This window comes from Paraburkholderia sp. XV, assembly GCF_020177535.1.
Classification (GTDB): Bacteria; Pseudomonadota; Gammaproteobacteria; order Burkholderiales; family Burkholderiaceae; genus Paraburkholderia; species Paraburkholderia caribensis.
The window spans coordinates 1-26,865 of record NZ_JAGUUD010000003.1 but is presented as its reverse complement, the minus strand read 5'-3'; the positions used below and the strand labels follow the sequence as shown (position 1 = coordinate 26,865).

Annotated in this window: 24 protein-coding genes and 2 pseudogenes; 9 read left to right on the top strand and 17 right to left on the bottom strand. The window is 62.7% G+C overall.

All coding sequences use genetic code 11. From position 1 onward, the window contains the following. The first annotated feature begins 204 nt into the window (after positions 1-204). Positions 205-1,215, top strand: a complete 1,011-nt coding sequence (locus KFO72_RS02335) for a trypsin-like peptidase domain-containing protein (protein WP_225031297.1) — start codon at positions 205-207, stop codon at positions 1,213-1,215. Between the two features lie 7 nt (positions 1,216-1,222). Here KFO72_RS02335 and KFO72_RS02330 read toward each other — a convergent pair whose 3' ends face one another. Beyond that, a complete protein-coding gene (locus tag KFO72_RS02330; RefSeq protein ID WP_225031296.1) occupies positions 1,223-1,867 on the bottom strand; it encodes a glutathione S-transferase family protein in 645 nt (214 codons plus the stop codon). Between the two features lie 133 nt (positions 1,868-2,000). On the opposite strand from KFO72_RS02330, the gene KFO72_RS02325 reads away from it, so the two are divergent. Further along, positions 2,001-2,579: a TetR/AcrR family transcriptional regulator gene (locus KFO72_RS02325; RefSeq protein WP_054932084.1), complete on the top strand. Its 579-nt coding sequence runs from the start codon at positions 2,001-2,003 to the stop codon at positions 2,577-2,579. Between the two features lie 200 nt (positions 2,580-2,779). Here KFO72_RS02325 and ssuD read toward each other — a convergent pair whose 3' ends face one another. The 4 genes and pseudogenes from ssuD to KFO72_RS41945 form a co-directional block, all read right to left on the bottom strand. Next, on the bottom strand, positions 2,780-3,904 hold the full coding sequence (gene ssuD, locus KFO72_RS02320) for an FMNH2-dependent alkanesulfonate monooxygenase (RefSeq protein ID WP_060610395.1): 1,125 nt from the start codon (positions 3,902-3,904) through the stop codon (positions 2,780-2,782). Between the two features lie 300 nt (positions 3,905-4,204). Next, positions 4,205-4,477: pseudogene (locus KFO72_RS02315) on the bottom strand (ABC transporter permease); the annotation flags it as partial. Positions 4,478-4,605: 128 nt separating this feature from the next. Further along, positions 4,606-5,199: a TauD/TfdA dioxygenase family protein gene (locus tag KFO72_RS41950; RefSeq protein ID WP_263627253.1), complete on the bottom strand. Its 594-nt coding sequence runs from the start codon at positions 5,197-5,199 to the stop codon at positions 4,606-4,608. Between the two features lie 40 nt (positions 5,200-5,239). Beyond that, positions 5,240-5,539, bottom strand: a pseudogene (locus KFO72_RS41945) (TauD/TfdA dioxygenase family protein); the annotation flags it as partial. Between the two features lie 27 nt (positions 5,540-5,566). Between KFO72_RS41945 and KFO72_RS02305 the strand changes: the two are divergent. From KFO72_RS02305 to KFO72_RS02295, 3 genes are all read left to right on the top strand, one after another. Next, a complete protein-coding gene (locus tag KFO72_RS02305) occupies positions 5,567-5,743 on the top strand; it encodes a hypothetical protein (protein WP_176053494.1) in 177 nt (58 codons plus the stop codon). A 110-nt stretch (positions 5,744-5,853) separates the two neighbouring features. Then, on the top strand, positions 5,854-6,648 hold the full coding sequence (locus KFO72_RS02300; protein ID WP_060607880.1) for an N-acyl amino acid synthase FeeM domain-containing protein: 795 nt from the start codon (positions 5,854-5,856) through the stop codon (positions 6,646-6,648). A 140-nt stretch (positions 6,649-6,788) separates the two neighbouring features. Beyond that, positions 6,789-9,734 (top strand): EAL domain-containing protein, encoded by a 2,946-nt coding sequence (locus tag KFO72_RS02295; protein WP_263627252.1) that lies wholly within the window; start codon positions 6,789-6,791, stop codon positions 9,732-9,734. 58 nt (positions 9,735-9,792) lie between these two features. Here KFO72_RS02295 and KFO72_RS02290 read toward each other — a convergent pair whose 3' ends face one another. From KFO72_RS02290 to KFO72_RS02275, 4 genes are all read right to left on the bottom strand, one after another. Continuing rightward, the gene (locus KFO72_RS02290; RefSeq protein ID WP_225031294.1) at positions 9,793-10,740 is read right to left on the bottom strand and encodes a ketopantoate reductase family protein; all 948 of its coding nucleotides are present in this window, start codon (positions 10,738-10,740) and stop codon (positions 9,793-9,795) included. Between the two features lie 395 nt (positions 10,741-11,135). After that, complete coding sequence (locus KFO72_RS02285) at positions 11,136-12,506, bottom strand: gluconate:H+ symporter (protein WP_054932080.1); 1,371 nt, start codon at positions 12,504-12,506, stop codon at positions 11,136-11,138. 82 nt (positions 12,507-12,588) lie between these two features. Next, positions 12,589-13,704, bottom strand: a complete 1,116-nt coding sequence (locus tag KFO72_RS02280) for a porin (RefSeq protein ID WP_225031293.1) — start codon at positions 13,702-13,704, stop codon at positions 12,589-12,591. A gap of 170 nt (positions 13,705-13,874) precedes the next feature. Further along, positions 13,875-15,074, bottom strand: coding sequence for an aminotransferase class V-fold PLP-dependent enzyme (locus tag KFO72_RS02275; RefSeq protein WP_054932078.1), 1,200 nt, complete (start codon positions 15,072-15,074; stop codon positions 13,875-13,877). 118 nt (positions 15,075-15,192) lie between these two features. On the opposite strand from KFO72_RS02275, the gene KFO72_RS02270 reads away from it, so the two are divergent. Then, positions 15,193-16,026 (top strand): IclR family transcriptional regulator, encoded by an 834-nt coding sequence (locus KFO72_RS02270; protein ID WP_060607866.1) that lies wholly within the window; start codon positions 15,193-15,195, stop codon positions 16,024-16,026. 80 nt (positions 16,027-16,106) lie between these two features. Beyond that, the gene (locus KFO72_RS02265; RefSeq protein WP_054932076.1) at positions 16,107-16,568 is read left to right on the top strand and encodes a RidA family protein; all 462 of its coding nucleotides are present in this window, start codon (positions 16,107-16,109) and stop codon (positions 16,566-16,568) included. 150 nt (positions 16,569-16,718) lie between these two features. Here the strand turns inward: KFO72_RS02265 and KFO72_RS02260 are convergent, their stop codons facing one another. Genes KFO72_RS02260 through KFO72_RS02245 form a run of 4 tightly spaced genes read right to left on the bottom strand, consistent with a single transcriptional unit; the run spans position 16,719 to position 19,447 of the window. After that, complete coding sequence (locus tag KFO72_RS02260; protein ID WP_060607863.1) at positions 16,719-17,552, bottom strand: helix-turn-helix transcriptional regulator; 834 nt, start codon at positions 17,550-17,552, stop codon at positions 16,719-16,721. An 11-nt stretch (positions 17,553-17,563) separates the two neighbouring features. Continuing rightward, the gene (locus KFO72_RS02255; protein ID WP_225031292.1) at positions 17,564-18,271 is read right to left on the bottom strand and encodes an NAD(P)H-dependent oxidoreductase; all 708 of its coding nucleotides are present in this window, start codon (positions 18,269-18,271) and stop codon (positions 17,564-17,566) included. Continuing rightward, positions 18,264-18,998: an enoyl-CoA hydratase-related protein gene (locus KFO72_RS02250; protein WP_225031291.1), complete on the bottom strand. Its 735-nt coding sequence runs from the start codon at positions 18,996-18,998 to the stop codon at positions 18,264-18,266. Before KFO72_RS02250 ends, KFO72_RS02255 begins: the two co-directional genes overlap by 8 nt. Further along, positions 18,995-19,447 carry a DUF2000 domain-containing protein gene (locus tag KFO72_RS02245; protein WP_054932072.1) on the bottom strand — a complete coding sequence of 151 codons (453 nt, stop codon included), beginning with the start codon at positions 19,445-19,447 and terminating at the stop codon, positions 18,995-18,997. The genes KFO72_RS02250 and KFO72_RS02245 overlap by 4 nt, the downstream gene beginning before the upstream one ends. A 246-nt stretch (positions 19,448-19,693) precedes the next feature. On the opposite strand from KFO72_RS02245, the gene KFO72_RS02240 reads away from it, so the two are divergent. Beyond that, complete coding sequence (locus KFO72_RS02240; RefSeq protein WP_060607856.1) at positions 19,694-21,361, top strand: GMC family oxidoreductase; 1,668 nt, start codon at positions 19,694-19,696, stop codon at positions 21,359-21,361. 78 nt (positions 21,362-21,439) lie between these two features. Next, positions 21,440-23,353, top strand: coding sequence for an alkyl/aryl-sulfatase (locus KFO72_RS02235; protein WP_225031290.1), 1,914 nt, complete (start codon positions 21,440-21,442; stop codon positions 23,351-23,353). Positions 23,354-23,358: 5 nt separating this feature from the next. Here the strand turns inward: KFO72_RS02235 and KFO72_RS02230 are convergent, their stop codons facing one another. From KFO72_RS02230 to KFO72_RS02215, 4 genes are all read right to left on the bottom strand, one after another. After that, a complete protein-coding gene (locus KFO72_RS02230) occupies positions 23,359-24,189 on the bottom strand; it encodes a hypothetical protein (RefSeq protein WP_225031289.1) in 831 nt (276 codons plus the stop codon). Between the two features lie 21 nt (positions 24,190-24,210). After that, positions 24,211-24,969 carry a hypothetical protein gene (locus KFO72_RS02225; RefSeq protein WP_225031288.1) on the bottom strand — a complete coding sequence of 253 codons (759 nt, stop codon included), beginning with the start codon at positions 24,967-24,969 and terminating at the stop codon, positions 24,211-24,213. Between the two features lie 51 nt (positions 24,970-25,020). Next, entirely contained in the window at positions 25,021-26,430 is a 1,410-nt protein-coding gene (locus tag KFO72_RS02220) for a hypothetical protein (RefSeq protein WP_225031287.1), read from the bottom strand. Between the two features lie 2 nt (positions 26,431-26,432). After that, the coding region (locus tag KFO72_RS02215; RefSeq protein WP_225031286.1) for a DUF2345 domain-containing protein at positions 26,433-26,865 on the bottom strand (433 nt) is incomplete at its 5' end.

Here is a 26,865-nt window from a genome sequence, read left to right as displayed (position 1 = left end):
GTGACATCCTTTTAGCGCGCAGACGAACGTACACTGGGATCAGCAATTCCCGTTGAAGCCACGCCCCTCACCATCCACCACGCGCATTTTTCGGTCGTACCGACATCCTTCCAGCACGCGCGAGTGATGATTGGCTCGTCATCTTTATACCCGTCGCCAGATGGACCACGCTACTAACTGGGCGGTAGCCCTATATCGAGCACAATGAATACCACTCTCATCTACCGTAGCCCTAACGGTGATCGTTGGCTGCTGTGCTCTGGAGAACAGCAGGCGCCGTTCGTCCGACACGTGGCCAACGCCCCGTCGGGCGGAGCTGTATCTGATGTTTCCGTCGACGCGTTTCTCAACACGACCGGCAACGGGTATCGAGGACCGCAGCAAGATGCGCTACATGAGTTGCTCTCTGCAGGAACGCTGGCATCCAGCGCGCCCGTTCCAGAGCGACAGGTGCAGTCGGACGTCCAGGCAGACTCTTTGTTGCTTAGCGTCGTCCAGGTCCGAACCTTTGTGCGAACGCGCCGACTTACCGGCGCAAGTGGATTCCTTTTCGCGCGGGGAGATCGCCTCTTCCTGGTAACGAGCCGCCACGTGATGGCTGACACGCCCAGTCAGCATTTTCCCGATCGCCTTGAGATGGAAATGCATGTTGACCCCAGCAATCTGGGCGCGTCAGCGTGGATTTCCTTGCCTCTTTACGTCGAGGGGATGAGTCTGTGGCGTCAGGCAGCCGATACGGGCGGCGAGATCGACGTCGCTCTTCTGGAAATTCCGCGCGCACAACTACCCCGCGGCGCCGTCTTCCGTGCTTTCGGTCCCGAACACATTGTGACGTCTGGAGATTCCGTCCCGATCGGCGCATCGGTACTGATCGTCGGTTTTCCCCTGAGTTTTCACGACTCGTTGCATCACTTACCGGTCGTCAGGCACGGCGTGGTCGCTTCCACCTTCGGCCTGCGTTTCCAGGGTAAGGGATGTTTCATAACCGACGCACGGACCCATCGAGGGACCAGTGGTGCACCCGTGGTGATCCGCCGCTCATCGAATCGAACGGGCGCACAGCGCGATGACCTCTCCTGGGGGCTTCTCGGCGTTCATTCGACCGCATTCGACATGGGAACGCGTGACCTGCACGTCGACGAAAGCCTTGGCTTGAACTGTGCATGGTACGCCGACGTCCTGACGACCCTCAGCGAGGATTGCGGAAAAACCTGATCGGCTTCTACGCCGGATTCACAACCGACGCCCGCCCATCGACCTTGACTTTCCAGGCACGAAGCGCGTTGCAATCGGCCGGCACCTCGATCTTCGCGAAGTGCGCAAACAGTAGCCCGGCCCAGACGGTGATGTCCGCCATCGAAAACGCATCGCCCGCGACATAAGGCTGGGCTTCAAGCACGCTATCGAAATAGCGCATGCCCGCGACGGCCCTTTCGCCCTGAAGCGTCCCCCACTCGGCGCGAGCCGTCCACTGCGGTTGCTTGAATTCGCGCAGCGCATCGCCCAACCCATCTGTCGCATGATGAAAGTAAATGCCGACGGGGTCGATAAGCTCCGACTCCGCGCGCTTTTGCATCATGTGAATCACGCCTTTGTCGCGTGCTGTCTTGCCCGTGAGGATCGGGTTGCCGTCCAGATTGTCGAGATACTCGGTAATCGCCGTACATTCGGCGATTCGCGTGCCATCGTCGAGTTCGAGCACCGGCACCGTACCTGTCGGATTGATCTTCAAAAACGCGGCCTGTTTGTGTTCCGCCGCAGGCAGATCGACCTTGATGAACTCGACCTGAGAAGCGAGCTGCTTCTCCGCCAGCACGATGCGAATGCGCAATGGGTTCGGAAACCCGGGGATGTCATAGATTTTCATACCTGATCCTTGATCGAAGTTAACTTACCAACCGCTAAGTAAGTGCGAACGAATCGTAGAGAGGATCGAGGTATCGTGTCAAGACTTACTTATCGATAAGTAAGCTTACCGATCAGTTGGTAAGCAATCTGCTATGATTGCGCGCATGGATACTCCCGACACGAAAAGCCGCATCCTTGCGGTTGCGCGCCGCATGGTGCAGGCGCACGGATACAACGCGCTCAGCATTCGCGAGGTGGCGAACGAAGTCGGCATCAAGGGCCCCGCCGTTCACCATCACTACCCGACCAAGGGCGACCTCGGCGCGGCGCTCGCGCGGCAGTACAGCGACGACGCGGTCGCCTTTCTGGACGGATTGTTAGAGGAGCACAGGAGCGAGCGCGCGACTTTCGACCACTACATCAAGGTGTTTCGAGCCGCCCTCGAAAACGACAACCGTATGTGCCTGAGCGGCATCATGGCTGCCGAGCATCACGATCTTCCCGAGGAGGTCAAGGTCGAGGTGCAGCGATTCATGGATATCAACGTCGAATGGCTGACTCGCCTGCTTTCGCTCGACGCCGGGCGAAAGGACAAGAAAGCAAACAAGGCCCGCGCGATGGCGATCTTCGCGGCAATCGAAGGGGCGCAGCTGATTGCGCGCGGCCGCTCCGACATTCGGGTTTTCGATGAAACGCTGCGGGCGTATCGAACGCACGGACTGATTCCCTGACGCTCCAGGCACAGGCGTTTCAGACGCACGCTGCGTCGACATGAATCAGAGAAAAACGGCATGCCGTAGCACGTCGGCCATGTGGCGTACAAGAACAAGCTTCGAAGCAGCGAGTCGCTATGGCGTTCGACGGATTCAACGCGAGACGGTGCGTGGATCGGCGTCGCCGGCATGCTGCCGATGGCCGGGCAACCTTCCCGTTAAACCTTGCCGGCCCGCACGTCGAAGGCGCCGCCCGTGAGCACCTGATCGCGCAACGTCACCGGCTTCTTGCCGGGCAACAGCGGGAACACCAGTTCCGCAAAACGGATCGACTCTTCGAGATGCGGATAGCCCGACAGCACGAAGCTATCGGCGCCCGCATCGACGTATTCCTGAAGCCGCGCCGCGACGGTCTGCGCGTCGCCCACGAGGGCCGTGCCTGCGCCGCCGCGCACGAGGCCGACGCCCGCCCACAGGTTGGGACTGATCTCCAGCTTGTCGCGGCGTCCGCCGTGCAACTCGGCCATGCGGCGCTGCCCCACCGAGTCCATCCGCGCGTAGTTTTCCTGGGCGCGGCGGATGTCCTCGTCATCGAGCTTGCTGATCAGGCGGTCCGCTTCGGCCCATGCTTCGTCATTGGTTTCGCGCACGATCACATGCAGCCGGACACCGAGTCGAAGCTTGCGGCCATAGGCCGCCGCGCGCCGCTGGACATCGGCGAACTTTTCGGCAACCGCGGCGGGCGGCTCGCCCCAGGTCAGATACGCATCGACGTGTTTGGCGGCGAGCTCGTGCGCGGCCGGCGAAGAACCGCCGAAGTACAGCGGCGGATGCGGCTGCTGCGCGGGCGGATGAAAGTTGCGCGCCTGCTCGACGTGAACGTATTTGCCCTTGAAGTCCACCGTCTCGCCCGCGAGCAGATCGCGCCAGACACCGAGAAACTCGTCGGCGGCCGCGTAGCGTTCGTCGTGGGTGTAGAACACGCCGTCGGCGGCGAGTTCGGTCGCATCGCCGCCCGGCACGACGTTGAGCAGCAGACGCCCGTGCAAGGCCTGATCGAGCGTCGCCGCCTGACGTGCGGCCGCCGTCGGGCCGCTGATCGACGTACGCAGCGCGACCAGCAGCTTGATGCGCTGTGTGACGGGAATCAGGCTTGCCGCCGTGACCCAGGGGTCCTGGCAACTGCTGCCCGTGGGAATCAACAGGCCGTCATAGCCCAGATCTTCCGCCGTGACGGCGATCTGACGCATGTATTCGTTGGTCGGCGGCCGGCCGAAATCGGATTTGCCGAGATAGCGGGTATCGCCCGAGGTCGGCAGAAACCAGAAGATATCCAGACTCATGAATGCTCCTTCGGCATGTACGCGGCGCACGCGTGCGTATGGTCACACCCCGCGCGATGCAGGCGCATCCCCAGGGTAATCGCATATTGGATCAGTACCGGCGAGCCAGGCCTACTATCGAATCCGGAAATGCTTATGAGGAGATGTGCTTTGGGAATGGCGCCGCGAAACGTCCGGTACGTAATCGTCTTTATCCATTGGCAGCAATCGCGCTCTGCGACGCCACACGGCCCCGTTCGCTCGGCGCATGCGCGAGAGACTGAAGCGTTCGCTGCGTGTCGCCAGTAATACCGCTATGTGTCAGTCTTCGCCCCGCCAGGCCGTGAGCCGCCGCTCCGCAACCACCACGGCCTGATTGAACGCGAGTCCCAGCACCGCGAGCGTGACGATGCCCGCATACATCTTCGGAATTTCGAAGGTGAATTGCGAGTAGTTCACGAGGTAGCCGAGTCCGGCCTTCGCCCCAACCATTTCTGCCGCAATCAGCACCAGGATCGAATACGCGCCCGCCACGCGGATACCCGTGAACACGGCGGGTACAGAAGCGGGCAGCACGACTTTCAGAAACAGCTGCGATCAGGCTCGCGCCAAGGAGCGCCGCGACGCGGCGTCCCATGTGAAAGACACGACGCTTCATTGAACAGGTTCCGTAGTGAAAAGTGCGAGAAGAGCGTTGCGTGACGTATCGCGTTCAGGCGTGCTCAGAACACGCCATCGTGTTCCAGCGTGATGCGGTGAATGCGCCGCCGCGCCGATCCATAGTCGCGCGCGGCGTAGTGCTGCACCTGCCGGTTGTCCCAGATCGCGACATCGCCCGCGCGCCATTCGAAACGCGCCTGCACTTCGGGCGTCTTGATCAGGTCGTAAAGGTAATTGAGCAGGCTCTGGCTTGCCGTCTTCGAGACGCCCAGCACATGGCTCGTATGGCCTTCGTTGACGAACACGAGCTTGCGGCCGTTTTCCGGGTGCGTCTTGATGACGGGCACTTCGATGGGCGGGTATTTCTGCGCGGCGTCGCGCACGCGCGCCAGCCCTGCTTCGACGCTGTCTTCCTGCGTGCCCTCTGGAACGTCATAGCCGCTCAGCAGTTCCGACAACGCGCTCTTTTTCGGCGATGCGATGAACGTGTTCACCGCCCTCAGCTTTTCGAAGTAGCGGGCCAGATCGGGGTCCAGCAAATCGTAGACCGCCGCCGACGAGGACCAGATCGTGTCGCCGCCGCCCCCTTCGGGAATTTCCTGTGCATGGAGCACGGTGGCCTTGGGCGGTTGAGGCTTGCCACGACACGTCGACATGCCAGTTGTCCGTGCCGCCCGAGCGCGTCTTGTCGCTATGAGCAATGACTTCGATTTCCGGAAACCCCGCCACGGCAGGCAAATAGATGTTCTTGCGGATCGGATTGCCGAAGATGCGCGCGAGCGCCACGTGCTGCTCGGGCGTCAGCGTCTGTTCACGAAAAAAGATCACACCGTGATCGACAAGCGCCTGACGCAATGCCTGACGGTTATCGTCGGAGAGCGGCTTCGACAGATCGACGTTCTCGATGACTGCGCCGATCAACGGCTTGTAGCGGCGCACCCGCAATTCCTGGTGGCCATCGACGTGCGATTGCGGCTGCTCCAGCACTGTGCTCATGACGATCTCCGTTGTCGAGAGTGGAAAGTGACCGTCATCAAATCATCGTGGCGTGGCGCAATACAACCAACCAATTCGCACACCTTGTTCATCGATACCGTGCGTAGCTTCGATGAAACGCTCATTTTCGATGCGGCGCGCGACTGCCTATATTCGAAGGTTTTGCCGGCAATGGCGCTAACCGCGCTATCTGAATTGATTTGACGGTGCATATGACCCGCATCTGCGTTCATGAGACTCTAGTTTGTCGCGTTCGGCGCGGTTCTCCGTTTTGAACGCGGCGACCTTTTTTCTCACTCACCTACGGGGTTGATATGGACCGCATCGATTCAGTCGTTTTGAAGCAAAATACGGGTTATACGTTGCTCGAAGAGGGCTTTAGTTCGGGCACGGTAAAGAAAACGGAAAGGCTGCCGTTTACGATAAGGGTGGTAAGTAACCGCATGGAACTCGACATGGCCGTCGAGATGCGCCGCGCGGCGTATCGGCGGCATTTGCCGGAATTCGCCGAGACCATGAGCGTCGAAGCGCTGGATGGCGCGCCCGGCACGGTCGTGCTACTCGCGCAATCGCGGCTGGACGGCGGCCCGCTCGGCACCATGCGGGTCCAGACGAACGCCTTCGCTCCGCTCGCCGTCGAACAATCGGTCCATCTGCCGGACTGGCTGAGCCAGGCGCGCCTCGCCGAGGCAACCCGGCTCGGCGTCGCGCGCGGCGCGATCGGGCGGATGGTGAAGGTGGCGCTGTGCAAGGCGTATTACATGTTTTGCGCGCAGAACGCGGTCGACTGGATGTTAATTACCGCTCGTTCGCCGCTCGATCGGGAATACGAGGCGATGCTCTTCGAAGATGTGTACGGCCAGAATGAATTCCTGCCGATGTCACACGTCGGCGGGTTGCCGCATCGGGTCATGGCAAAGCCGGTTGCACTGGTCCGCCAGCGCTGGGCGAAGGTCAACCATCCGTTCTTCGGGTTCTTTTTCGAAACGGATCACGTCGACATCGACGTCAGTGTCGCAGCGCTGCGCGGCGAAGCCGGCCCCGGCATCGAGCGCGGCAGCGTGCCGGACAGCGCCCCGGAATACCTGAGGTCGTTGAGCGAAGCGTAAGGCAGGTAGAGCAAGGTGTCCGCCCGAAGTCATTCGGGCGGACCACAAAAGGGGGGACGTCGGCGCAATCGTGTTTTCGCTGCCGACCGCTGGAGCATTGCAATGAAATCGGGAATGAAGTCACTGGGGAACCGCAGCAGATGACAAGCGTTAAGTGGGCGTTTCGGGACCGACTGACCGGCTGGGCTTTCCTGCGCTTCTCTGTATACGTGGCGCCATTTGTCATTGCGCTTGGCACTGTTGCCGTCTTGCTCTGGGCGCCGCGCCAATTCGATACGACGGGGACGGTTCCGCTGAGCTTCTCCGTGATCGCTGATCCGTCGGCGACGCTGTCGCCCGCTGCCGCTGTCGAACGCCTGCGCAGCGGCCCGCACACCGCCCGTTTCAGTACCCATCTGGCGGAAACGCCGTTCTGGTTCATGTTCACCGCGCCCGCCATGGGGGGCGACGACGCCACTTTCGTCGATCTTCCGTCGCGGCACGCGCAAACGATTTCCTGCTGGCGCGCGGGCCCCGTCCCCACGCTGCTCGGCGCAGGCGACCGCCACGGCACGAGCGGCGCGATGCGCGACAACAAGGCCGGCTTTGCGCTGAAGCTCGACGGGCACACGCCCGATGCACAGATACTGTGCCGGGGCACGTTTTCGGGGCCCGCCTATATCAGCGCCTCGGCGTCGAGCCTCGACAAGCTCGAGGAAACGACGCTCGACTTTTACCAGAGCGCAGCGCTGATCACGGGCGGCCTGCTGACGCTCGCCATCTTCGTGTTCGTGACGGCCATCATCAATCGCGAATGGACGTACGTCATTTTTGCCGCCTGGCTCGTCGGCAATCTGCGGTTGAGCGCCAACGCGATGGGCTTCGACACCGAATGGCTGGGCCGGATCGTCCCGCCTGACCATATCGAGTTTTTGCGGGAGTTCACGTTCGCGGCCTACTACGTGCTGACCACGACACTGTTCGTGGAACTGTTTCGGCGCGAACTGAAAGCGATCGGTCTGCGCTGGAGCCTGCAGGCCGTGCGGTACGGCGGCTGCGTGCTGATGGCCGCTGCGTTCCTGCTGAGTTACAGGCACTTCATTCCCGTGCTGTGGGCGACGGCCAGTTTCTGCATCCTGGTGCTGACCTACTTCCTCGTGCAGTTGTTCTTCAAGGCGCGCTCGCGCACGGTGCTCTGGTATGTCGCGTCGATGGCCATCGTGCTGGTCGCGACGCTGTCGGAAGTGCTCGCCGCCGCGTTCGGCGTGAAAGCGCTGGCGGGCACGCATAGCCCCGTCGTGACGGCGCTGTCGTCGAGCATGCTGTGTGCGTTCGCGATTGCGGAACGGATGCGCGAAGAACGCGAGCGCCGCCGCCAGATGCAGGTCGAACTGCGCAACACCTATGACGTCACGCCGATCGGCCTCTTCACGCTGAACGGAGCAAGCTGCTTCGTCCGCGCCAATCCGGCGCTGCACGCCATGCTCGGTCTGAATGACGAACAGGACGGCACGCGCCGCTGGGGCGACTATTTCGCGCCGGGCGCCGAGCACGCCCTTGGCGAATTGCTGGGACGCGACGACTCGGCGTCGATCGAAATCGACGGCGCAGCGGGCACGAAGACGGACTCGCGGCGCTACTCCTTGCGGGCGATTCGCGCGAACGGCTTTATCGAAGGCTCGCTCGAGGACGTGACGGACCGCTCGAAAGCGGTCGAGCGGCTGCACTTCCTCGCCGAACACGACCCGCTGACGGGTCTCCTGAACCGTCGCGGCGTCGAGCATGCCATCGACCGGCAATGCGGCGAAAGCGCCCCATGGGCACTCGCATATCTCGATCTCGACCGCTTCAAGGTGTTCAACGACCTGTTCGGCCACGGAACGGGCGACGAAATCCTGCGGCATGTCGCGGCGCGCCTCGTCGAGCGTCTCGGCGCCCATATCCCCATCGGGCGCATTGGCGGCGACGAGTTCGTGTGCGTGCTCGCGAACATGCCGATCGACGACGCCATCGTGCGTTGCCGCGAACTCGTCACGGCGTTGAACGCCGCGCCGTTTCATGTCGACACGCGAGCGTTCCAGGTGCGGGGATCGATCGGTGTCGTCGAGTGCTCGCAAGGCGAACGCGCGCTGGACGCCCTCGCCTATGCGGACCGTGCGTGCCGCGCCGCGAAACGCGGCGGCAATGCGCGGCTCGTGGCGCTGCGCAAGGGCGCGCCCGCCTTCGAGGAGCGCGCCGCCGAAATCAACCTGATCGAGGCGCTGGGACAAAGCCGCCTGCCCGACGGGCTGTTCCTCGTGATGCAACCGATCATGTCGATGCATACGCCAACCGAAGCGCTGGACTTCGAGATACTGCTGCGCATGCGCACGCCGGACGGCGCAGTGGCGACGGCCGCGAAACTGATCGCCGCCGCCGAAGACTCGGGCACGATCGTGGAGATCGACCGGTGGGTGCTCACGACGACGCTCGCATGGCTCAGCGAGAACCGCGCGTCGCTCTCCACCACGCGCTTCGTGTGCGTGAACCTGAGCGGCGGTTCGCTCAACGACGAACATTTCCTCGACGAGTTGTTCGCGCTGTTCTCGCGTCATGCGGACATCGTCCATTACCTGTGCATCGAAATTACCGAAAGCGTCGCGCTGCACGATCTCGAACATACGGAACGCTTCATCGCGCGCGTGCACGACATGGGTGCAAAGATCGCCATCGACGATTTCGGCGCGGGGCAGACCTCGTTGCGTTACCTGAAGAAACTGTCGGCCGATGCATTGAAGATCGACGGCGAGTTCGTACGCACGATGTGCAACCATCCCGCCGATATCGCGATCGTCGAGGCGATCATTACGCTCGCGCGCAATCTGGGCATGCGCAGCATCGCGGAGTGGGTCGAAGACTTCCAGACCCTGCGCGCGCTGGAGGAACTGGGCGTCGACTACGTGCAGGGCTTCGGGATCGCGAAACCGCAAGAAGCCAGTGACATTCTCGCGGCCTCCTCAGCCGCGAGCTTCGTGACGAACGGCGAGCTCGCGCGGTATCTGAAAGAACAGCAGACCACGCATCGGGGCGCTGACGATCAGCGACTGGAGCGTGAAAACGCGGTGTGAGGCGGTGACGGCCGCGTGTCGCTGCGCGGCATCGGGTGGCGGCCGGAAAATGCGGGCTTCAGATCAGCACCCCATCCGCCGGCGCCGCTTTCACCGAATGTTGGTCGGCCCGCTGCTTGTCGAGAACCCGAACCATCATCATCAAAAGATGATTGACGGGCGTGGCGATGCCGAGCGCCGCGCCGCGGCCCACGATATGCCCATTCAGATGGTCGATTTCGCTGGGCCGGTGTGTCGCGACGTCATGTGCCGTCGATGAATACTGGCCCGCCGGAATTGTCGCCATGATTCTTGCTACCGTCGCGTCCACGTCCCTGGAGATGTTCACGCCGTCCGCGCCGGCAACCGCAAGGCATTCCGCGACGATATCGCGCATTGCCTGGTTCACCGCTATCCCGCCTCGCTGACAAAGCTCGCCGAAAGGCAATTGAACGAGTGCCGAAATCGCGTTGTACGCGCAGTTCAAAACGAGCTTTTCCCAGAGCGCGCCGCGTACGTTCGCGGATATGGAAGTCGATATCTCCGCGTCATTCAGGGCGCGAGCGAGACGCTCGCCGGAACTGCCCGGCTCGATGATCAGTTCGCCGCGTCCGTGATGTCGCACGTGGCCCGGTCCGCCCATCTCGCTTCCGACGTAGACGACGGCAGCCAATACTTCGCACTCGACCAGGGCGCGGACCCGTTCAGCGTTATCGACGCCGTTTTGTAGCGTGACGATAACGGCAGACGCCGAAAGGTAGGGCTTCATCGCCTCCACCGCGGCTTGCGTATCGGGCGACTTGACGCAAAGCAGGATCGTGTCTGCGCCCGCCACACCCGAAGCATCCGTGCATGCCCGTACGTCGATGAATTCGTCGAAAGCGCGCGACTCGAGGCGCAGTCCCGTTCGCACGATGGCTGAAACATGATTCTGCCTGCCGATCAACGTCACTTCATGCCCGGCTCTGGCAAGCATGCCGCCGTAGAAACAGCCCACTGCGCCTGCGCCCATCACTGCAACTTTCATTTAGCCCTCTCACTTTTGACACCGTCGGTGAATGCGCGCCTGATGTGCCAAACCATCGAGGAACGCTATCTACCGATAACACCTGGCCGCGTCGACTATTCCTTGCGCCCGCGCGTGAATCGGCGGGGTTCGACATGTTCGACAAAATCGCGGCGCCCGATGCCATTAGATGAACGGAACTTGTCTCCCATATTTCTCAGGGGTGTCGAAATGTATCCGCGTTTTTTTGCCATCGCCAGCGACGAGGCGTCGCTGCTGCGGCCCGCGGCGCGAAGCGCACGGAGCGTCTATGAAAGTTCGCTCGATGCGTCGAATGTCGATTCCGGGCTGGCAAGCGGCGCTCGCCAGCCTCGGCAGGTCATCGAGTCGGGATGACGGCCGTCACCCGGCAAATCTCACACCACAGCCGCGACACCCAGCGTCAGTAACAATGCCGTGACGGAGATGATCGTTTCGCAAACCGTCCACGTCTTGAAGGTCTGCGGCACGCTCATGCCGAAGTACTCCTTCACGAGCCAGAAGCCTCCGTCGTTGACGTGCGACAGGATCAGCGAGCCCGCGCCCGTTGCCAGCACCAGCAGTTCGGGGCGCACGCCCGTCGCCGTCGATGCGGCCGCTGCCGCGATCGGCGCGATGATGCCCGCTGCCGTCGCCATCGCGACCGTCGCCGAACCCGTTGCAACGCGAATCAGCGCCGCCACCAGCCATGCGAGGATCAGCAGCGGCACATGCGCGCCCGTCGCGACATCGACGATCGCCTTCGACGCGCCGCTGTCGATCAGAATGCGCCCGAAGCCCGCACCCGCGCCCACCACCAGCGTGATGCTCGCGGTCGGCGCGAGACACTCGTTGGTGAACTTCAGGATTTGCTCGCGCCCGAAGCCGCGTGTCGTGCCGAACGTGTAGAAGCTCAGCAGCACGGCAAGCAGCAGCGCCATGTCGGGATGGCCAATCAGATGCAGCACGTCGTTGGCCGTGGTCTTCGCGGGCACGATCAGGTCCGCCCAGCTGCCGACCAGCATCAGCAAGACCGGCAACAGCACCGTCAACAGCGTGATGCCGAACCCCGGCAAGGCCTGGTTGGCGCGCCTCGCATCCTGCTCGATGAACTGTTGCGCCATCGGATTCACGCCGTCCAGTACCACGACGCGCGCAATCAGCTTTGAAAACAGCGGACCGGCAATGGCCGCAGTCGGAATGCCGACGATCAGCGCGTAGAAGATCGTGTGACCGATATCCGCGCCATACGCGGTGACGGCCAGCAGCGCGGCCGGGTGCGGCGGAATCAGCCCGTGCACGACGGACAGACCCGCGACCATCGGAATGCCGACGCGGATCATCGAGGTGCCTGTGCGCTGCGCAACGTTGAACGCAATCGGGATCAGCAGCACGAAGCCCACTTCGAAGAACACGGGCAGGCCGACCAGGAACGCGATGCACATCATCGCCCAGTGCACGTTCTTCGGTCCGAACAGGTCGATCAGCGTGCGCGCGATACGCTCGGCGCCGCCCGACTCGGCCATCATCTTGCCGAGCATCGTGCCGAGCCCGACCACGATCGCGATATGGCCGAGCGTGCCGCCGACGCCTGTTTCGAACGACTTGAGAATCGACGTCATCGGCATGCCGACGGCCAGCGCGAGCGCGACCGACACCACCATCAGCGTGATGAACGGATTCAGTTTGAAGCGTGCGATCAGCACGACGAGTGCGACGATCGCGATCAATGCGTAGACGAGTAGCAGACTGCCGGTGACGGTCGCCATGTTTGCTCCTGATAAAGGTGATCGGCAACAGCACACGGCGCGCTGCGATGACGCGCTTTCATGCCTGTTGCCATGCCGGGCGTTAGAACTTGTGGCGGATGCCTGCCACGGTGACGAACTGGCCTTGATTGCTCGACGGATTCGAAATGCCTTCAATCCACGCATTTGCGCCCGACGCGCGCTGATAGATGCCGTTCAGGTACAGGTCGGTCGTCTTCGACAGGAAGTACTCGCCGCCCAGTGCGACCTGGTTGTAGTGCGCGTTTTTCGCCGACGCCGCCGTGCTGTTCTGCAGCGTGTAGATGTAGCCGAGCGTGACGAGCGTTGCGGGCGTCGCCTGGTACTTGAGCATCGCTTCGTAGTTCTGGAAGTGCAGGCTGCCGCCCGCGATGATGTCGAAGTGCGAATTCGTGTACAGCAGCGCGAGCGTCGCCGGACCGATCGTGTATGCACCGCCCGCACCCCATACCTGGTTGCGCTTCACGTTGCTGATGATCGAGGTGCTCGTGCTGTAGTAGTTGTCAGACGGTGCGGCGCCCGTTGTACTGGTCGCCGGCTGGTTGGTGAGCGAGTACGCGGCGTCGAGGCGCAACGGGCCGTTCACGTAGTCGGCGCCGACGCTCCATGCGCGGTTGTTGGCGAAGTCGCCCGCCGTGTTCGAGAACGCGTACATGGCATTCGCGGTGAAGCCGGCGATCGTCGGCGTCGTGTACTTCACTGCGTTGCTGGTGCGGTACGTGTTGTTCAGGTCGTCGTTGTCGTAGACCGCGTTGCCATACTGGCTCAACGCGCCGACGCCGTTGGCCTGCAGGTTCGACAGATAGTCCTGCACGCTGTTGTACTGGCGGCCGAGCGTAATCGTGCCTGCCTTGCTGTTTTGCAGCGCGACCCATGCGCTGCGGCCGAACAGGCGGCCGCCCTGGCCCAACGCGCCCGTCTCCAGGCTGAAGCCGTTTTCGAGGCGGAACAGCACCTTGTTGCCGCCGCCCAGGTCCTCGCTGCCGAGCAGGCCCCAGCGCGAGCCCTGTACGTTGCCCTGCGTCGCCTGGATGTTGTGCTCGCCCTTCTGGTTGTTCGTGTATGTAAAGCCGGCATCGACGATGCCATACAGCGTGACGCTGCTTTGCGCGTAGGCGGCTTGCATGCCGAGTCCGGCAACAGCGACGGCAATGGCTGAGCGGGCAATCTTGTTATACATCGTGGTTTCCTCTGGTTGAAATAAAAGCCAATGGATTGATGGCTGATCCAATGACTTAAGGCATCCTAAACAGACGTGACGAAGCAGCACCTTGAACAAGATGCATCGGCCAATCTGACCGTTGAAGCTGGCAGTGAATCAGTTCAGTGCAGCCGGTTTATCTGTCTCGTTCAATCCGGCCATGCGCGACGCGCCGCAATCCGGCGCGCGTCGCGTTTGTGAAACGGCGTGACAAGCGGTTCGGGCGACGCCAGCGCCCGCTCGAGCTCGGCCACGATCCGCGCGAGCACCACCTGCTCTTCGCCCGCGTGCAGGTTGCATGGATCGAGGTAAAAGAAATGCAGTTCGGCTTCGTGGTCGCGCACGATCACGGGGGCGTCGTCGCCTTGCGGATGCGCCAGCGCGTCGGCGAGATCCCAGGCGGTGATGCGGGCCTGATTCGGATCGATATGAAGCTTCAGACGGTCGAGCGGATTGCCTGTCGGGTCGGCCTCGATTTCCGCCCATACGCCCGTCTGACGGTTCAGCGTTTCCCGCCACAGCGTCAGGTAGCTGCGCTCCGTTGCGCGCATGGCAGCGTGATCGCGCGTGCGCCATTGCTCCAGCGCCGCGATGGCGCCGACGATACCTTCCTTGCCGACCTTCATCCCGCGCCCAATGCCGCCGTTCTGGAAATACGCGGCGCGCACCAGCGCCTTCGAGCCCGCGACGATGCCCGCCGTCAGCCCGCCCAGAAACTTGTGCGCCGAATACAGCGCAAGGTCGGCGCCCGCCGCGATGAAGCGCGTGAGGTCGTATTCGGACGCGGCATCGACGATCACGGGCACGCCCTTCGCGTGCGCGACTTCGATGAATGCTTCGAGCGGGATCATGCCGTATTGCACGGTGTGATGCGAGACGACATACAATGCGGCCGCAGTGCGCTCGCCGATTGCCGATGCCAGTTGATAGCCATGCGCTTCCGTCGCCGCGCCGACGGGCACGACGCGTGCGCCCGCGAGCCGGATCGCCTGGTCGACGGGTGCGCCATAATTGACGAGGTGGCCTGTCTGCACGACGACTTCGTTGCGCAGGCCCGTGGTGTCCGGCAAACGTTCGATCAGGCCGAGGTCGTCGCCCGTCATGGCGGCGGCGATGCTCAACGTGATGGCCGCCGAGCACGACGCCGTCACGTACCCGCTTTCGCTGCCGCACGCCCGCGCGATCGCGGCCGAGGCCTTGCGCTGCAGGTCGTCGATTTCGACGAACTGCGGCAGGATCTCCGCGACGCTGTCGATCACGGCTGCGCCGACGCTGGACGCGCCCAGGCCCGTCATCGTGCCCGAGACGTTGATGACGGGGCGTAAGCCTGATCGAGAGCGGATGTCCATTCCAGCGCCTCCGAAAGCGTCATTCCTTAATTAAGGAATATATGTTGTAATTGTGGATGAGTCTAACATACAATGTCCTGGCGTCAACTGGACAAAAACATCCCTATCCGAGGACTACATGGCACGACCGCCCCGTTCCACCGCGGCTGCTCAGACGCCCGCCCGCGTCGATGCGAGCCCCGCTGCCGAAGCCGCCGCGCCTCGCACGCGCACCAGCGCACTCGATCGCGCGGTGCAGATTCTCGATGCGCTTCAGGAGGCCGGCAAACCGGCCACCGCGTATGAGATCGCGCATGTCCTGAACGCGCCGCTGTCGACGGTCTACTCGATCATCAACGACATGGTCGACAAGAACCTGTTGTCGCGCTCGGCCGACGGTGCGATCTGGCTCGGCTCGCGGCTCTATGGTTATGGGCTCACGTATGCAGGCTCGCTCGACTACCTCGCAGTGGCCAACGAGGAAATGCAGCGGCTGTCGGCGGAAGTCGAAGAGACCGTGCAGGTGTGCGGGCTCGAAGAAGGCATGATGGTCGTGCTGCAGATGGCCGAAGGCCCCGGCCATTTCCGCGTGACCTCGCGCGTGGGCAGCCGCGTGCCGGTGAACTGGACCGCGTCCGGGCGACTGCTGGCGGGACATTTGCCCGCCGCCGAGTGCACCGCGTTTTTCAGGCAATACGCGCAGCCGTCGCCTACCGGCCGCGCCGAGACGCGCCCCGACGTGCTCGCGCGCAACGCACGGCAAGCGCTCGATGAGCGGCTGTCGATCCAGATCGGCGAGTCGGATGCATCCGTGGCGTGTCTGGCCGCACCCGTGATGAACCGTTCGGGCGCATGCGTCTTCACCATTTCGATCGTGATGCCCGAGGCGAAAGCGGAGCAAGGCACCGAGCGTTACGCGCAGGCCGTGCAGAGCGTCGCGGCTCGCATCGAAACCCGCCTTGGCTGGCGCTGATCCTGCCGCTGTCGCTGACAGCAGAGCGCCTTGCGGCGCATTGAATTTCCCTGAGAACTCTTTCGCTTTTCGACTTGCCGATGAATTGTTATGAGCGGCTGCGCGCGCGCGGCCTGACGCTTCCCACTGTGCCGACGCCCATCGGCAACTTCATGCACTGCACACGCGAGGGCGGCCTGCTGTTTCTGTCCGGCCAGGGGCCGCTCGACGAAACCGGCCAACTGCTGACAGGCAAAGTCGGCGCGACGGTCACGGCCGATGAAGCCTATCGGCACGCGCAACTCGTCGGTCTGAACCTGCTCGCCGTATTGCATGCGGAACTCGGCGATCTGCAGCGTGTGCGGCGCGTCGTCAAACTGCTGGGCATGGTCAACGCGACCTCCGAATTTGCCGAGCATCCCCGCGTGATAAACGGTTGCTCGGACCTGTTCGTCGAGGTATTCGGCGATGCCGGCCGTCACTCGCGTTCGGCTGTCGGCGTGGGTTCGCTGCCGAACAACATCACGGTCGAAATCGAGGCCATCGTCGCCGTGCGCGACTGACCATCAAGAAAGTGGCCAGTCGCTCTCGACCGGCCGCCCCCAGCATCGGCATGCAGCCGACGAGAGCGTTGAGCGTGTCGATCGGCTATGACGCGCTGATCGCGACGGGGCATGCGTCCGCCCGGCCCGCTCACATCCGGGCTCCCCCTATCATGAAAACGCGGCCTGATAGACCTTCGGTGTCACGCCCGTTTGCTGCTTGAACACACGCGTGAAGTGCGACTGATCGGCAAAGCCGGTTCGCGCGCCGACTTCCGCGATGGGTCTGCCGGACCGCAGCATCGGCAAGGCGTGGCGCACGCGTTCCTGCTGCTGGAACGCATGCGGGCTCAGCCCGGCTTCGCGTTCGAATGCACGCAGCAGCACGAACGGCGTCACGCCGAACTCGCAGGCAAGCGTCGACAGCGTCACGCGTGCGTGAAGGTCGTCGCACAGACGGCTCTTGACGGCGCGAACCAGTTCGGGCTCCCTGCGCACCACGGGCAGACCGGCCGCGCGTGCCGCGTGCCGCGCACGCAGTCCGACGACAGCACACGCAAGCGCCTCGCTGCGCTTGAACGGATCGTCGTCCACTTCGGAACACCAGTTCACGCCGTAGAGGTAACGCGACACCTCGGGGTCGACGATGAACGGACTCGTCACCTCGAACCGTTCGCTTCGCGCGATGCCGAGCCGCTCGCAATAAGCAGCAAGCGCTGCAGGCTGCACGTGTTCGACGCGCATCTTCCAGTGGCCGTCGCCTGCGGCTACGCCCGCATGCACCACGTCCGCATCGATGACGATCACGTCGCCGCGATGGCACAGGCGCCGCTCCTGCCGGACCTCGACCGCGAGCGTTCCGCCCGTGATCACGGCAAGGCAATGGGTGTCATGCGTGTGCGGCGGATACCGGTGGCCGACGAACTGACCCTTGAGCATGACGGCATCCATGACGTCGGGCGCGCGCCAGAGCTTGACGGAAGGGGTCGGCAATGTGGCTTTCATTGTGATGCGGCCTAGGGAAGCGGACAAAAAATATCATCATAGTCCTCCAGCCGCGGCATGGTCATGCACGGCTGCGCGTCGAGCCGTTCGACGAAATCGCTCCAGCGCGCGAGCGTCTGCGCCCGCTCGGCCGACGAACAGTAAGGGACATGCCAGGCGAAGAACGGTCCGAGCACCTCGTAGCCGACATAGCCGAGCGTGCCCTGCAGCAGGTGACGCAGCATGCCGCGCGCGAGTTCGCCGTGTATGCCTTGCGCGCCGAACATGTGCTCCCGTCCGCCCAGCGTGACGCCGATCACGGCCCGTTTGCCCACCATGCCGCCTCGCCCGTAGATGCGCTTGCCGCCATACAGCGCACCCGACAGGAAGCAGCGGTCGATCCAGCCCTTGACGAGCGCCGGGACCGAGAACCAGTAGAGCGGGAACACCAGCATCAGGATGTCGCTGGCCATCAGCGCATCGACTTCGCGCCTGATGTCGGGCGCAACGGTATCGTGTTCGAGCGCATGGCGCTGCTCTAACGCGTAGACGAGGTAGTCCGGATCGGCGCGTCGGGTGAAATCGCTCGCGCGGACGACGGGATCGAAGTCCAGCGCGTACAGATCGGATAAGCTCACGTTGTCGCCGCGCGCCGTCAGCACGCGTCGCGCGTCATGTGCCATTGCCGTGCAGAAGGAGCGCGGTTCCGGGTGAGCATGGACGATATGAACGCTACGCATGAGGAATCGACCTCCATGAAACAGCCGGGATATACGCGTTGAGATATGCAAGCTCGCCGTCGATCGCCTGCGCGGCCGACAGCGTGGCGCCTTCGCGCAACAGGCGCCGCGTGGCCTGAAGCGCGCTCGGCGGCTTCGAAGCGAGGCGCAATGCGTACTCGACAGCCGCTTCGCGGACCTCGGCGTCACGCACCACGCGCGAAACGAAGCCGCGTTGCAAGGCTTCTGCCGCGCCGACCGGCCGGCCGCTCATCAACCAGTCGCGCGCCACCAGATCGCCGACCCGGCGAGCCAGCAAGGCCGTGGCGCCCGCCTCGGGGACGATGCCGAGGTCGGCGAACGGAAAGCGGAACATCGCGCTTTCGCCGGCCACGACCCAGTCGGCATGCAACAGCATCGTCGCGCCGAAGCCCACTGCCGCACCGTTCACAGCGGCGACGAGCGGCTTGGGTTGCTCCGCAAACGCCTTGATGCAGCGCGCGACCGCGCCGTCGGCGGACTGCGGCCACAGTGCGCCGAACGCCGCTGTGTCGTGACCCGCGCAGAAGCAATCGTCGGTGCCGTGCAGCAGCACGCAATGGACACGCACGTCGCCCTGCGCAAGCCGCAGCGCGTTCGCGAGCGCATCGAACATCGTGCCGTTGAGCGCGTTGCGCTTGTCCGGGCGGTCGATACCGATGGACCACAGCTGCCCGTCCAGCTCCGATGTGAGGTTGGCGATCATCATGCGAACAGCGCGAAGCCGCCGACCAGTTTGCCGATCCTGTTCCTCGGTCCGACGAGGCCGATTGCGAGGTATTGCAACGAAGGGCCGGAAAGCGCGTTGACGGCGTCGAGGAAGGCGTCGTAGTCGGTGGTGGCTTGCCCTTGCACGGGAAAATCCACTACGTCGCAGTGCGGCAGGGATTTCTGCCGAAGCTCGCTCAATTGCTGCGCAGTGGCCTTGAGCACGGGAATGCCGATGGGGATCAGACCGGGATGCGCGGTGCCGTCGCTCTCCCGCAATGGCGCGCCGACGAGATGGCTGTGGCGCTGCCCCAGCGTGAACGCGACGACGGCTGCCGCGTTCGATGCCTTGCCCGGCGCCAGCGCTGCGTCCACGACGATGACGCAGCGCTCGGGCTTGCGTGCGGCTTCCGTATCGACCGACGGCTGTGCTTCTGCTTGCAAAGACAATTCCCTTCTCCTGTTGGACCGACCTTGGAGAGATGCTAGGGAAAGTCCTGTCGAAAGTATTGGACGATTTTGCAGGCGTTGGCTTGACCGCGAGCAAGCCGATCCGGCGACAACGCGTCTCCCGTCTCACCCCTACCCGATTCGGGTAGTCCCGCCCTTCCGATGCGCCCTCTATTGTCGTACCCCATACCGCCTGGAGACAGCAACGGCGCCCACGCCTGCCGCACAACAAAAAGGAACCCATCGATGACCCGGTCCGCCTCCCCGCCTCTTTCAGGCGAATACGACTATCTCGTGATCGGCGCCGGCTCCGCCGGTTGCGCCGTGGCAGGACGTCTGTCCGACGATCCCACCGTCAGCGTCGCCGTGCTCGAAAACGGCGGCCCCGACGACCACTACCTGATCTGGACACCCGTGGGCCTCGCGAAAACCGTCGTCAAGCCGGGGCCTTACAACTACGGCTACTACACCGAGCCGCAGCCGGCACTCGACGGCCGCCGCAGCTATCAGCCGCGTGGACGCGTGCTAGGCGGCTCGTCGTCGCTCAACGGCATGGTGTATATCCGGGGCCATCGCAAGGATTACGACGACTGGGCCGAGCAGGGCTGCACGGGATGGAGCTATGACGACGTCCTGCCCTACTTCAGGCGCAGCGAAAACAATACGCGTTTTGCCGGCACGGCCAACCCGTGGCACGGGACGGACGGCCCCCTGTACGTGAACGATCTCCGTTCGCCCAATCCGTTTTGCCGGTACTTCCTGCAAGCCGCGCAGCAGGCGGGCCACGCGCTGAACGACGACTTCAACGGCGCCGAACAGGAAGGCTTCGGCTACTACCAGGTGACCCAGCACAACGGCGAGCGCTGGAACGCCGCGCGTGCGTACCTGCATCGCGGCAAGACCGTCGATGGGCGCTATAACGGCGGCCGCCATAACCTGCATGTGCTGACGGGAACGCAGGCGCTGCGCCTCGTGTTCGAAGGACGGCGCGCGGTCGGCGTGGTGGTCTCGCGCGACGGCGTCGAACAGACCTTGCGCGCCCGGCGCGAGGTGATCGTGAGCGGCGGCGTGTTCAATTCGCCGCAACTGCTGCTCGCTTCGGGGATCGGACCGGCGAAACATCTGCGGGAAATGGGCATCGACGTACGTCACGATCTGCCCGGCGTCGGCGAGAACTTGCAGGATCATCTCGACATCGTCATCAACACGCAACTCGACAGCACCGATCTGTTCGGCGCCACGCTGCGCGGCGGCTTGCGGCTGTTGAAGGAAATCCGCCGCTACCGGCGCCAGCGTGCCGGCATGCTGACATCGAACTTCGTCGAAGCAGGCGCGTTCGTGAAGAGCCGGCCTGAGCTCGATCGCCCCGACCTGAATCTCGTCTTCACGGTCGCGCTGATCGGCAATCGCAACATGGGCAGCCGGCGCAAGCTGGGGCATGGCTATTCTGGGCATATCTGCGTGCTGCGCCCCGAGAGCCGCGGTGTCGTGCGTCTCCGGTCGCCCGACATGCGCGAAGCGCCGCTGATCGATACGCGTCTGATGAGCGCGCCGCGCGACATGGAAACGTTGATCGCCGGGATTCGGATCATGCGCGACGTGATGAACCAGCCGGCCATGAAAGACCTCGGCGGACGCGAGATGAAAAGCGAAAGCTTCGCGAGCGAGGAAAGCCTGCGCGCCTTCGTGCGCAGTCACGCCGATTGTCTGTACCACCCGGTCGGCACCTGCCGGATGGGGGCCGCCAATGACCCGCTCGCGGTCGTCGATAGCGAACTGCGGGTGAGAGGCGTCGAGCGGCTGCGCGTCGTCGATTGCTCGATCATGCCTACGCTGATCGGCGGCAATACGAATGCGCCCGCGATGATGATCGGTGAAAAGGCGGCGGACATGATTCGCGCCGCCGCGCGCTGATTCGAAAGACCCACCATCTGGATTCAGCGTCCGCGACTGCTGATGCCGCGGGCGCGACCTGTCCAACAGGAGCATTCAATGCCACACCCGACACCTTATCCATCATTGCCCGCTTCCGCGGCCACCGTATCCGCGCAAGAGCGTGCGCTGCGCGAACTGCCGCCGGACGATCCCCTCGAAGAAGCCGACGCGCGGCGCGGCTTCATCGGCACGATTCCCGACGCGGAGATTCGCGGCACGTACGATCAACTGGTCTGGAGCCTCGCAGACTACCGCTTTCTCGAAGAACAACGCGCGCCCGCGACGGCTCACCCCGCGCTATGGCGTCACGCGCGGCTGAACATGCTGCATGGGCTGTTCAGGGTGACGGAGCGCATCTACCAGGTGCGAGGCTTCGACGTCTCGAACATCACGTTTATCGAAAGCGACAGCGGGCTGATCGTGATCGATCCGCTGACCTGCAAGGAGACGGCAGCCGCCGCGCTCGATCTGTATTTTGCGCATCGCCCGAAGCGCCCCGTTGTCGCCGTGATCTACAGCCACAGTCACGCCGATCATTTCGGCGGTGTGCGTGGCGTCGTCACCGAGCAGGATGTGATCGCAGGCAAGACAGCGATCATCGCGCCAGTGGGCTTCATGGAAGAAGCGGTGTCGGAAAACGTGATGGCGGGCACGGCCATGGCGCGCCGCGCGCAGTTCCAGTTCGGCCACACGCTCGCGCGCAACGCCTGTTGCCAGATCGACGCAGGCATGGGCAAAACCATTCCGCGCGGGACGATCACGCTGATCGCGCCCACGCAACTGATCAAGGCGGCGTCGGAGACGCATGTGATCGACGGCGTCGAGATCGTGTTCCAGCTGACGCCCGAAAGCGAAGCGCCCGCCGAGATGCATTTCTACTTTCCGCAGGAGCGCGCGCTCAATCTCGCGGAGAACGGGACGCGCTCGCTGCACAATCTGTGTCCGCTGCGCGGCGCGCAGGTTCGTAATGCACAACTGTGGTCGCGCTACCTCGGCGAATCGCTCGATCGCTACGGACACGACGCCGAAGTCGTGTTCGCGCAGCACAACTGGCCGACGTGGGGCAAGGAGCGGATCGTCGGCTACCTGGCGGCGCAACGTGATCTCTACAAGTTCCTGCACGACCAGACCGTACGGCTCATGAATCACGGGCTGAATGCCGCCGAGATCGCGGAGCAGATCCGGCTGCCCGATGCGTTGCTCGACATGTGGCATACGCGCGGCTACTACGGCACCGTATCGCACAACGTGAAGGCGGTGTACCAGCACTATCTGAGCTGGTACGACGGCAATCCGAGTAACCTGCATGCGCTACCGCCAGAAGCCTCGGCGCCCCACTACGTCGAGTACATGGGCGGCGCCGGTGCGATCCTCGAGCGCGCCCGCGTGGACTTCGAAAAGGGCGAGTACCGGTGGGTCGCACAAGTGATGAATCATCTCGTGTTCGCTCAACCGCGCCTGCGCGAGGCGCGCGAACTCGGCGCGGCTGCGCTGGAGCAGATGGGCTATCAGGCGGAATCGGCGACGTGGCGTAACGCGTTCCTGCTCGGCGCGCGCGAGTTGCGCGAGGGCCGCGATGCTTCGACGCAATTCAGCAACCGCAGCCGTGACATGGTGTGCGCGATCACGGAAGAAATGTTCTTCGACTACCTCGCGGTACGGGTCGATGGGTTGAAGGCGCAGCATCTGAAGATGCAGATCGACTGGCGGTTCACCGACATTCACCGGCAGTTCACGCTGAACCTGCAACACGGCGCGTTGACGTGGTCGTCGTCTGTGCGCGGCGAAGGCGCCCATCTGCACGTTTCGATGTCGAGGCAGACGCTGAACCGCATTCTCTGTGGGGAGACGGGCTTCAAGGATGCTGTCGCGGCGCGCGAGATTCTGCTGGAAGGCGATGTGGCGCTGTTCCGCGCGCTGCTCGAGACGCTCGATCAGTTCGATGGCGATTTCAATGTCGTAGAACCGTAACCCGTCTAGTCCGACACCACGACCCCCTTGCCCTGCTCTTTCGTCATCTTCGCCGGTAAGGCGATCATGACGAGCCAGGTCCGCACGAGCACGCCTGCAAACCACAGAGATACAGGCATCCCCAGTATCGCGACGAAAAGCAGCACGCCGTTTGCGCCGAAGTTCTCCGATAACAGCCTGCTCAGTATCAGGTAGAACGGGGCAATCCCGATGGACAGATACATGAAGATCCTGGGGAACGGCGAGCGCTCCTTGTTGAAGCGCTCATACGCCTTCATCCCACGCTGAACGTCGTAGACGATTTCGTCGCCATTGTCGACGAACGCCTGCGCGACGAACCGTGTCCTGGCGATGGTGTGCAGCACACTCTTGCGTGCAAGCAACATCCAGCAGGCCGTCAATGCGATTCCGCCTAGCAGGCCTGGCCATCGTATATACGCAGGCATTGGCGCGAATACGAAATAGTAGAAATAGCCGAAAATGCCGAAGAAGAAGTAGGCGACGAAGAGGCCAAACATCGTGACGACGCCGAACGCCTTCAACGAGTTGGTGCCGCGATTCGTGAACGATACGGCGAGCGGTCCGCAGATGCATAGCAACATCACTAGCAAGCCGATCTTCCATGTCCAGCTGGATGCGGCCAGTTCATCTACGTAGATAACGTAGGCACATACCGTTGCGGCAAGCATGGGTATTGGTGACAATCGGGCTACTTTTTTCGCCGTGGCCAGCACATGGTCGGGCTGCTCCCGTCCGAGTCTCATGGTTGATTGCGTAAGCGACATTCGTGCAGAGACGACTGATTCTTCGATGACCCGTTCGATGGCGATTTCCATGCCGTCGAGCCGATGAGTTGTCTAGTCCGACACCACGACCGCCTTGCCCTGCTCTTTCGTCATCTTCGCCGGCAAGGCGATCATGACGAGCCAGGTCCGCACGAGCACGCCTGCAAACCACAGAGATACAGGCATCCCCAGTATCGCGACGAAAAGCAGCACGCCGTTTGCGCCGAAGTTCTCCGATAACAGCCTGCTCAGTATCAGGTAGAACGGGGCAATCCCGATGGACAGATACATGAAGATCCTGGGGAACGGCGAGCGCTCCTTGTTGAAGCGCTCATACGCCTTCATCCCACGCTGAACGTCGTAGACGATTTCGTCGCCATTGTCGACGAACGCCTGCGCGACGAACCGTGTCCTGGCGATGGTGTGCAGCACACTCTTGCGTGCAAGCAACATCCAGCAGGCCGTCAATGCGATTCCGCCTAGCAGGCCTGGCCATCGTATATACGCAGGCATTGGCGCGAATACGAAATAGTAGAAATAGCCGAAAATGCCGAAGAAGAAGTAGGCGACGAAGAGGCCAAACATCGTGACGACGCCGAACGCCTTCAACGAGTTGGTGCCGCGATTCGTGAACGATACGGCGAGCGGTCCGCAGATGCATAGCAACATCACTAGCAAGCCGATCTTCCATGTCCAGCTGGATGCGGCCAGTTCGCCCGCGTATACAAAATACGCAAAGACTGTTGCGACCAGAATTGATACCGGTGACAACAGGGCAACTTTTTTCGCCGTGGTCAGCACGTGGTCGGGCTGCTCCCGTCGGAGTCTCATGGTCGATTGCATATGCGACATTCAGTGCAGGGACGGGTCATAGAAAATTCATTACGGCATATACATGAGCGGATAGGAATCGTAATCCTTCGGCATTGACTTCGCGAGATATTCCGCCGCCTTCTTCATCGATTCACCAACTGAACGAAACCACGATGAGACATGCTCGGTCGCATGGACACGCTTGTCGATCGCGTCGAGGCCGTAGCCGATGGCGATAGCCGCACCGATCGTGCCGACCACGATAAACGCAACGGGGAGTGTGGCTCCCGCGGCCGCCGCCACCAGCGTGCCTACGAGAGCCGATGCGATTGCCGCACTCAAACCCGCCTTCGCAAGATCCATTCCGATCTTGGCAAGCAGATCAGCGAAGTCTTTCTTCCGTTTGCCGTCTGGCCCAATCTGCTCGTAATCATGCAGCCATTCCGCGACATCGAGCGAAACGGTAAAGATCAGCGCGATCAACCCGGCCTTCCTGAATGCACCCTTCGAGCTTTCCCACGCAGCAGCTGCGCCCGATTCCACCGTGCCCGCGCCCCCCGCGATGGTCAGCACCTTCTCATGCTTCACGCCATAGCGCGCCGCCGTCACCAGCTTGCGCACGCGCGGATTGCCGGTGAACACGACATACCAGCGCTCGCCCACGTTCTTGTGAACTATCTTCATCAGCCTGAATCTCTCCAGGAACAGTTCCTTGATCCATTCCTTGTTGTCGCTGAGAAAAGCTGTTGCGCCTGCGAGTTGACCGATGAGCCAGTTGCGTGTTGCGATCTTGTTCGTGTCGAGCGCGGTCTCGTCGCCGCCGCCCGCGGCGACCGCATCGAGCACTTCCTGAGGAAACGAACGCTTGTCGACCTCCGCGACATGGGCTTCCTGCGTCGGCTGCTGCTCCGTGCCTGCTGCCAGTTTGATCGGCACGGGACACATCCATTGCTGCTGCGCCGCCAACGGATCGAACGGCTTCGGCGCGCGCAGATAATCGGGAAGCGCCGGCTGTGGATACGACAGAAGCGACGGCACTTGCGGCTGGCTGGTGGGCGCAGATGCGAATGGCGGTTTGCTCGCCTGATTGATACCCAGCGCAATGATGATCGGATCGGGCTTCGCCTTCGGATCAGGATTGCTGCCCGTCAAACCGAACTGCAGCATCGAATAGCGCTGCAGTACCTTGCCGTTCTGCTTGAGCAGCAGTTCCCCCTTGAACGCGCGGCTGATCCAGATGTGATAGCGCTCACCGTCCGTGAACTGCCCCTGCTGCACGCGCTTCTTTTTGGCTACGTCATAGAGCCAGTCTTCAGTCGCTTCGACCGTATACGTCGCGCCCTTGTTGACGTGAATGTCGAAGATCACATCGCGATGCTTGCGCAACAGTACGGTGATATCCGTTTCGGCCCAGCATTCGACAGGTTCGCCCGGCAAGTCGATGCAGGCCGTATGTTGAATCATGGGACGGTTGCCCATTGTCATTCTCCGCTGCGTTTGAGCTGGTCCGCGACGAACTTTCCGAAATCGATGCCGTTCAGCTCGCCCTTGCCTTCGCCATCGAGCACGACGTGATGCAACGTGCCGTCTTCGGACATCAGCTTGATCGGTTCGCCTTGCGGCACGTTGCCGTCCGCGTCGACATAACGCAGGCGCATGTCCGCCTTCTTGCCTTCCATGTTGTACGTACGGTTCAGGCTCGTCGGGCCATTGAAGGTATGCTGCGCACCCTTGATATCGATATTGCCGGGCGCGTGAATTTCGATGTTGCCCTCGCGGATGCGAATGTACGCACCGCCCGAGGTCAACAACACTTCCTGTTTCGCGGAAGCTTCAATCTGATCGTTCGCGGACAACAGCTTCAGCGTCTTTTGCGCGGTGATCTCGACGTTATCCGACTGCGCCTGCACTTCG

Excerpts from the sequence above, each read along its gene's own strand:
- KFO72_RS02335 (WP_225031297.1), top strand. The coding sequence starts at position 205 with ATGAATACCACTCTCATCTACCGTAGCCCTAACGGTGATCGTTGGCTG.
- KFO72_RS02330 (WP_225031296.1), bottom strand. The coding sequence starts at position 1,867 with ATGAAAATCTATGACATCCCCGGGTTTCCGAACCCATTGCGCATTCGC.
- KFO72_RS02325 (WP_054932084.1), top strand. The coding sequence starts at position 2,001 with ATGATTGCGCGCATGGATACTCCCGACACGAAAAGCCGCATCCTTGCG.
- ssuD (WP_060610395.1), bottom strand. The coding sequence starts at position 3,904 with ATGAGTCTGGATATCTTCTGGTTTCTGCCGACCTCGGGCGATACCCGC.
- KFO72_RS41950 (WP_263627253.1), bottom strand. The coding sequence starts at position 5,199 with ATGTCGACGTGTCGTGGCAAGCCTCAACCGCCCAAGGCCACCGTGCTC.
- KFO72_RS02300 (WP_060607880.1), top strand. The coding sequence starts at position 5,854 with ATGGACCGCATCGATTCAGTCGTTTTGAAGCAAAATACGGGTTATACG.
- KFO72_RS02295 (WP_263627252.1), top strand. The coding sequence starts at position 6,789 with ATGACAAGCGTTAAGTGGGCGTTTCGGGACCGACTGACCGGCTGGGCT.
- KFO72_RS02290 (WP_225031294.1), bottom strand. The coding sequence starts at position 10,740 with ATGAAAGTTGCAGTGATGGGCGCAGGCGCAGTGGGCTGTTTCTACGGC.
- KFO72_RS02285 (WP_054932080.1), bottom strand. The coding sequence starts at position 12,506 with ATGGCGACCGTCACCGGCAGTCTGCTACTCGTCTACGCATTGATCGCG.
- KFO72_RS02280 (WP_225031293.1), bottom strand. The coding sequence starts at position 13,704 with ATGTATAACAAGATTGCCCGCTCAGCCATTGCCGTCGCTGTTGCCGGA.
- KFO72_RS02275 (WP_054932078.1), bottom strand. The coding sequence starts at position 15,074 with ATGGACATCCGCTCTCGATCAGGCTTACGCCCCGTCATCAACGTCTCG.
- KFO72_RS02270 (WP_060607866.1), top strand. The coding sequence starts at position 15,193 with ATGGCACGACCGCCCCGTTCCACCGCGGCTGCTCAGACGCCCGCCCGC.
- KFO72_RS02265 (WP_054932076.1), top strand. The coding sequence starts at position 16,107 with ATGAATTGTTATGAGCGGCTGCGCGCGCGCGGCCTGACGCTTCCCACT.
- KFO72_RS02260 (WP_060607863.1), bottom strand. The coding sequence starts at position 17,552 with ATGAAAGCCACATTGCCGACCCCTTCCGTCAAGCTCTGGCGCGCGCCC.
- KFO72_RS02255 (WP_225031292.1), bottom strand. The coding sequence starts at position 18,271 with ATGCGTAGCGTTCATATCGTCCATGCTCACCCGGAACCGCGCTCCTTC.
- KFO72_RS02250 (WP_225031291.1), bottom strand. The coding sequence starts at position 18,998 with ATGATGATCGCCAACCTCACATCGGAGCTGGACGGGCAGCTGTGGTCC.
- KFO72_RS02240 (WP_060607856.1), top strand. The coding sequence starts at position 19,694 with ATGACCCGGTCCGCCTCCCCGCCTCTTTCAGGCGAATACGACTATCTC.
- KFO72_RS02235 (WP_225031290.1), top strand. The coding sequence starts at position 21,440 with ATGCCACACCCGACACCTTATCCATCATTGCCCGCTTCCGCGGCCACC.
- KFO72_RS02230 (WP_225031289.1), bottom strand. The coding sequence starts at position 24,189 with ATGGAAATCGCCATCGAACGGGTCATCGAAGAATCAGTCGTCTCTGCA.
- KFO72_RS02225 (WP_225031288.1), bottom strand. The coding sequence starts at position 24,969 with ATGAGACTCCGACGGGAGCAGCCCGACCACGTGCTGACCACGGCGAAA.
- KFO72_RS02220 (WP_225031287.1), bottom strand. The coding sequence starts at position 26,430 with ATGGGCAACCGTCCCATGATTCAACATACGGCCTGCATCGACTTGCCG.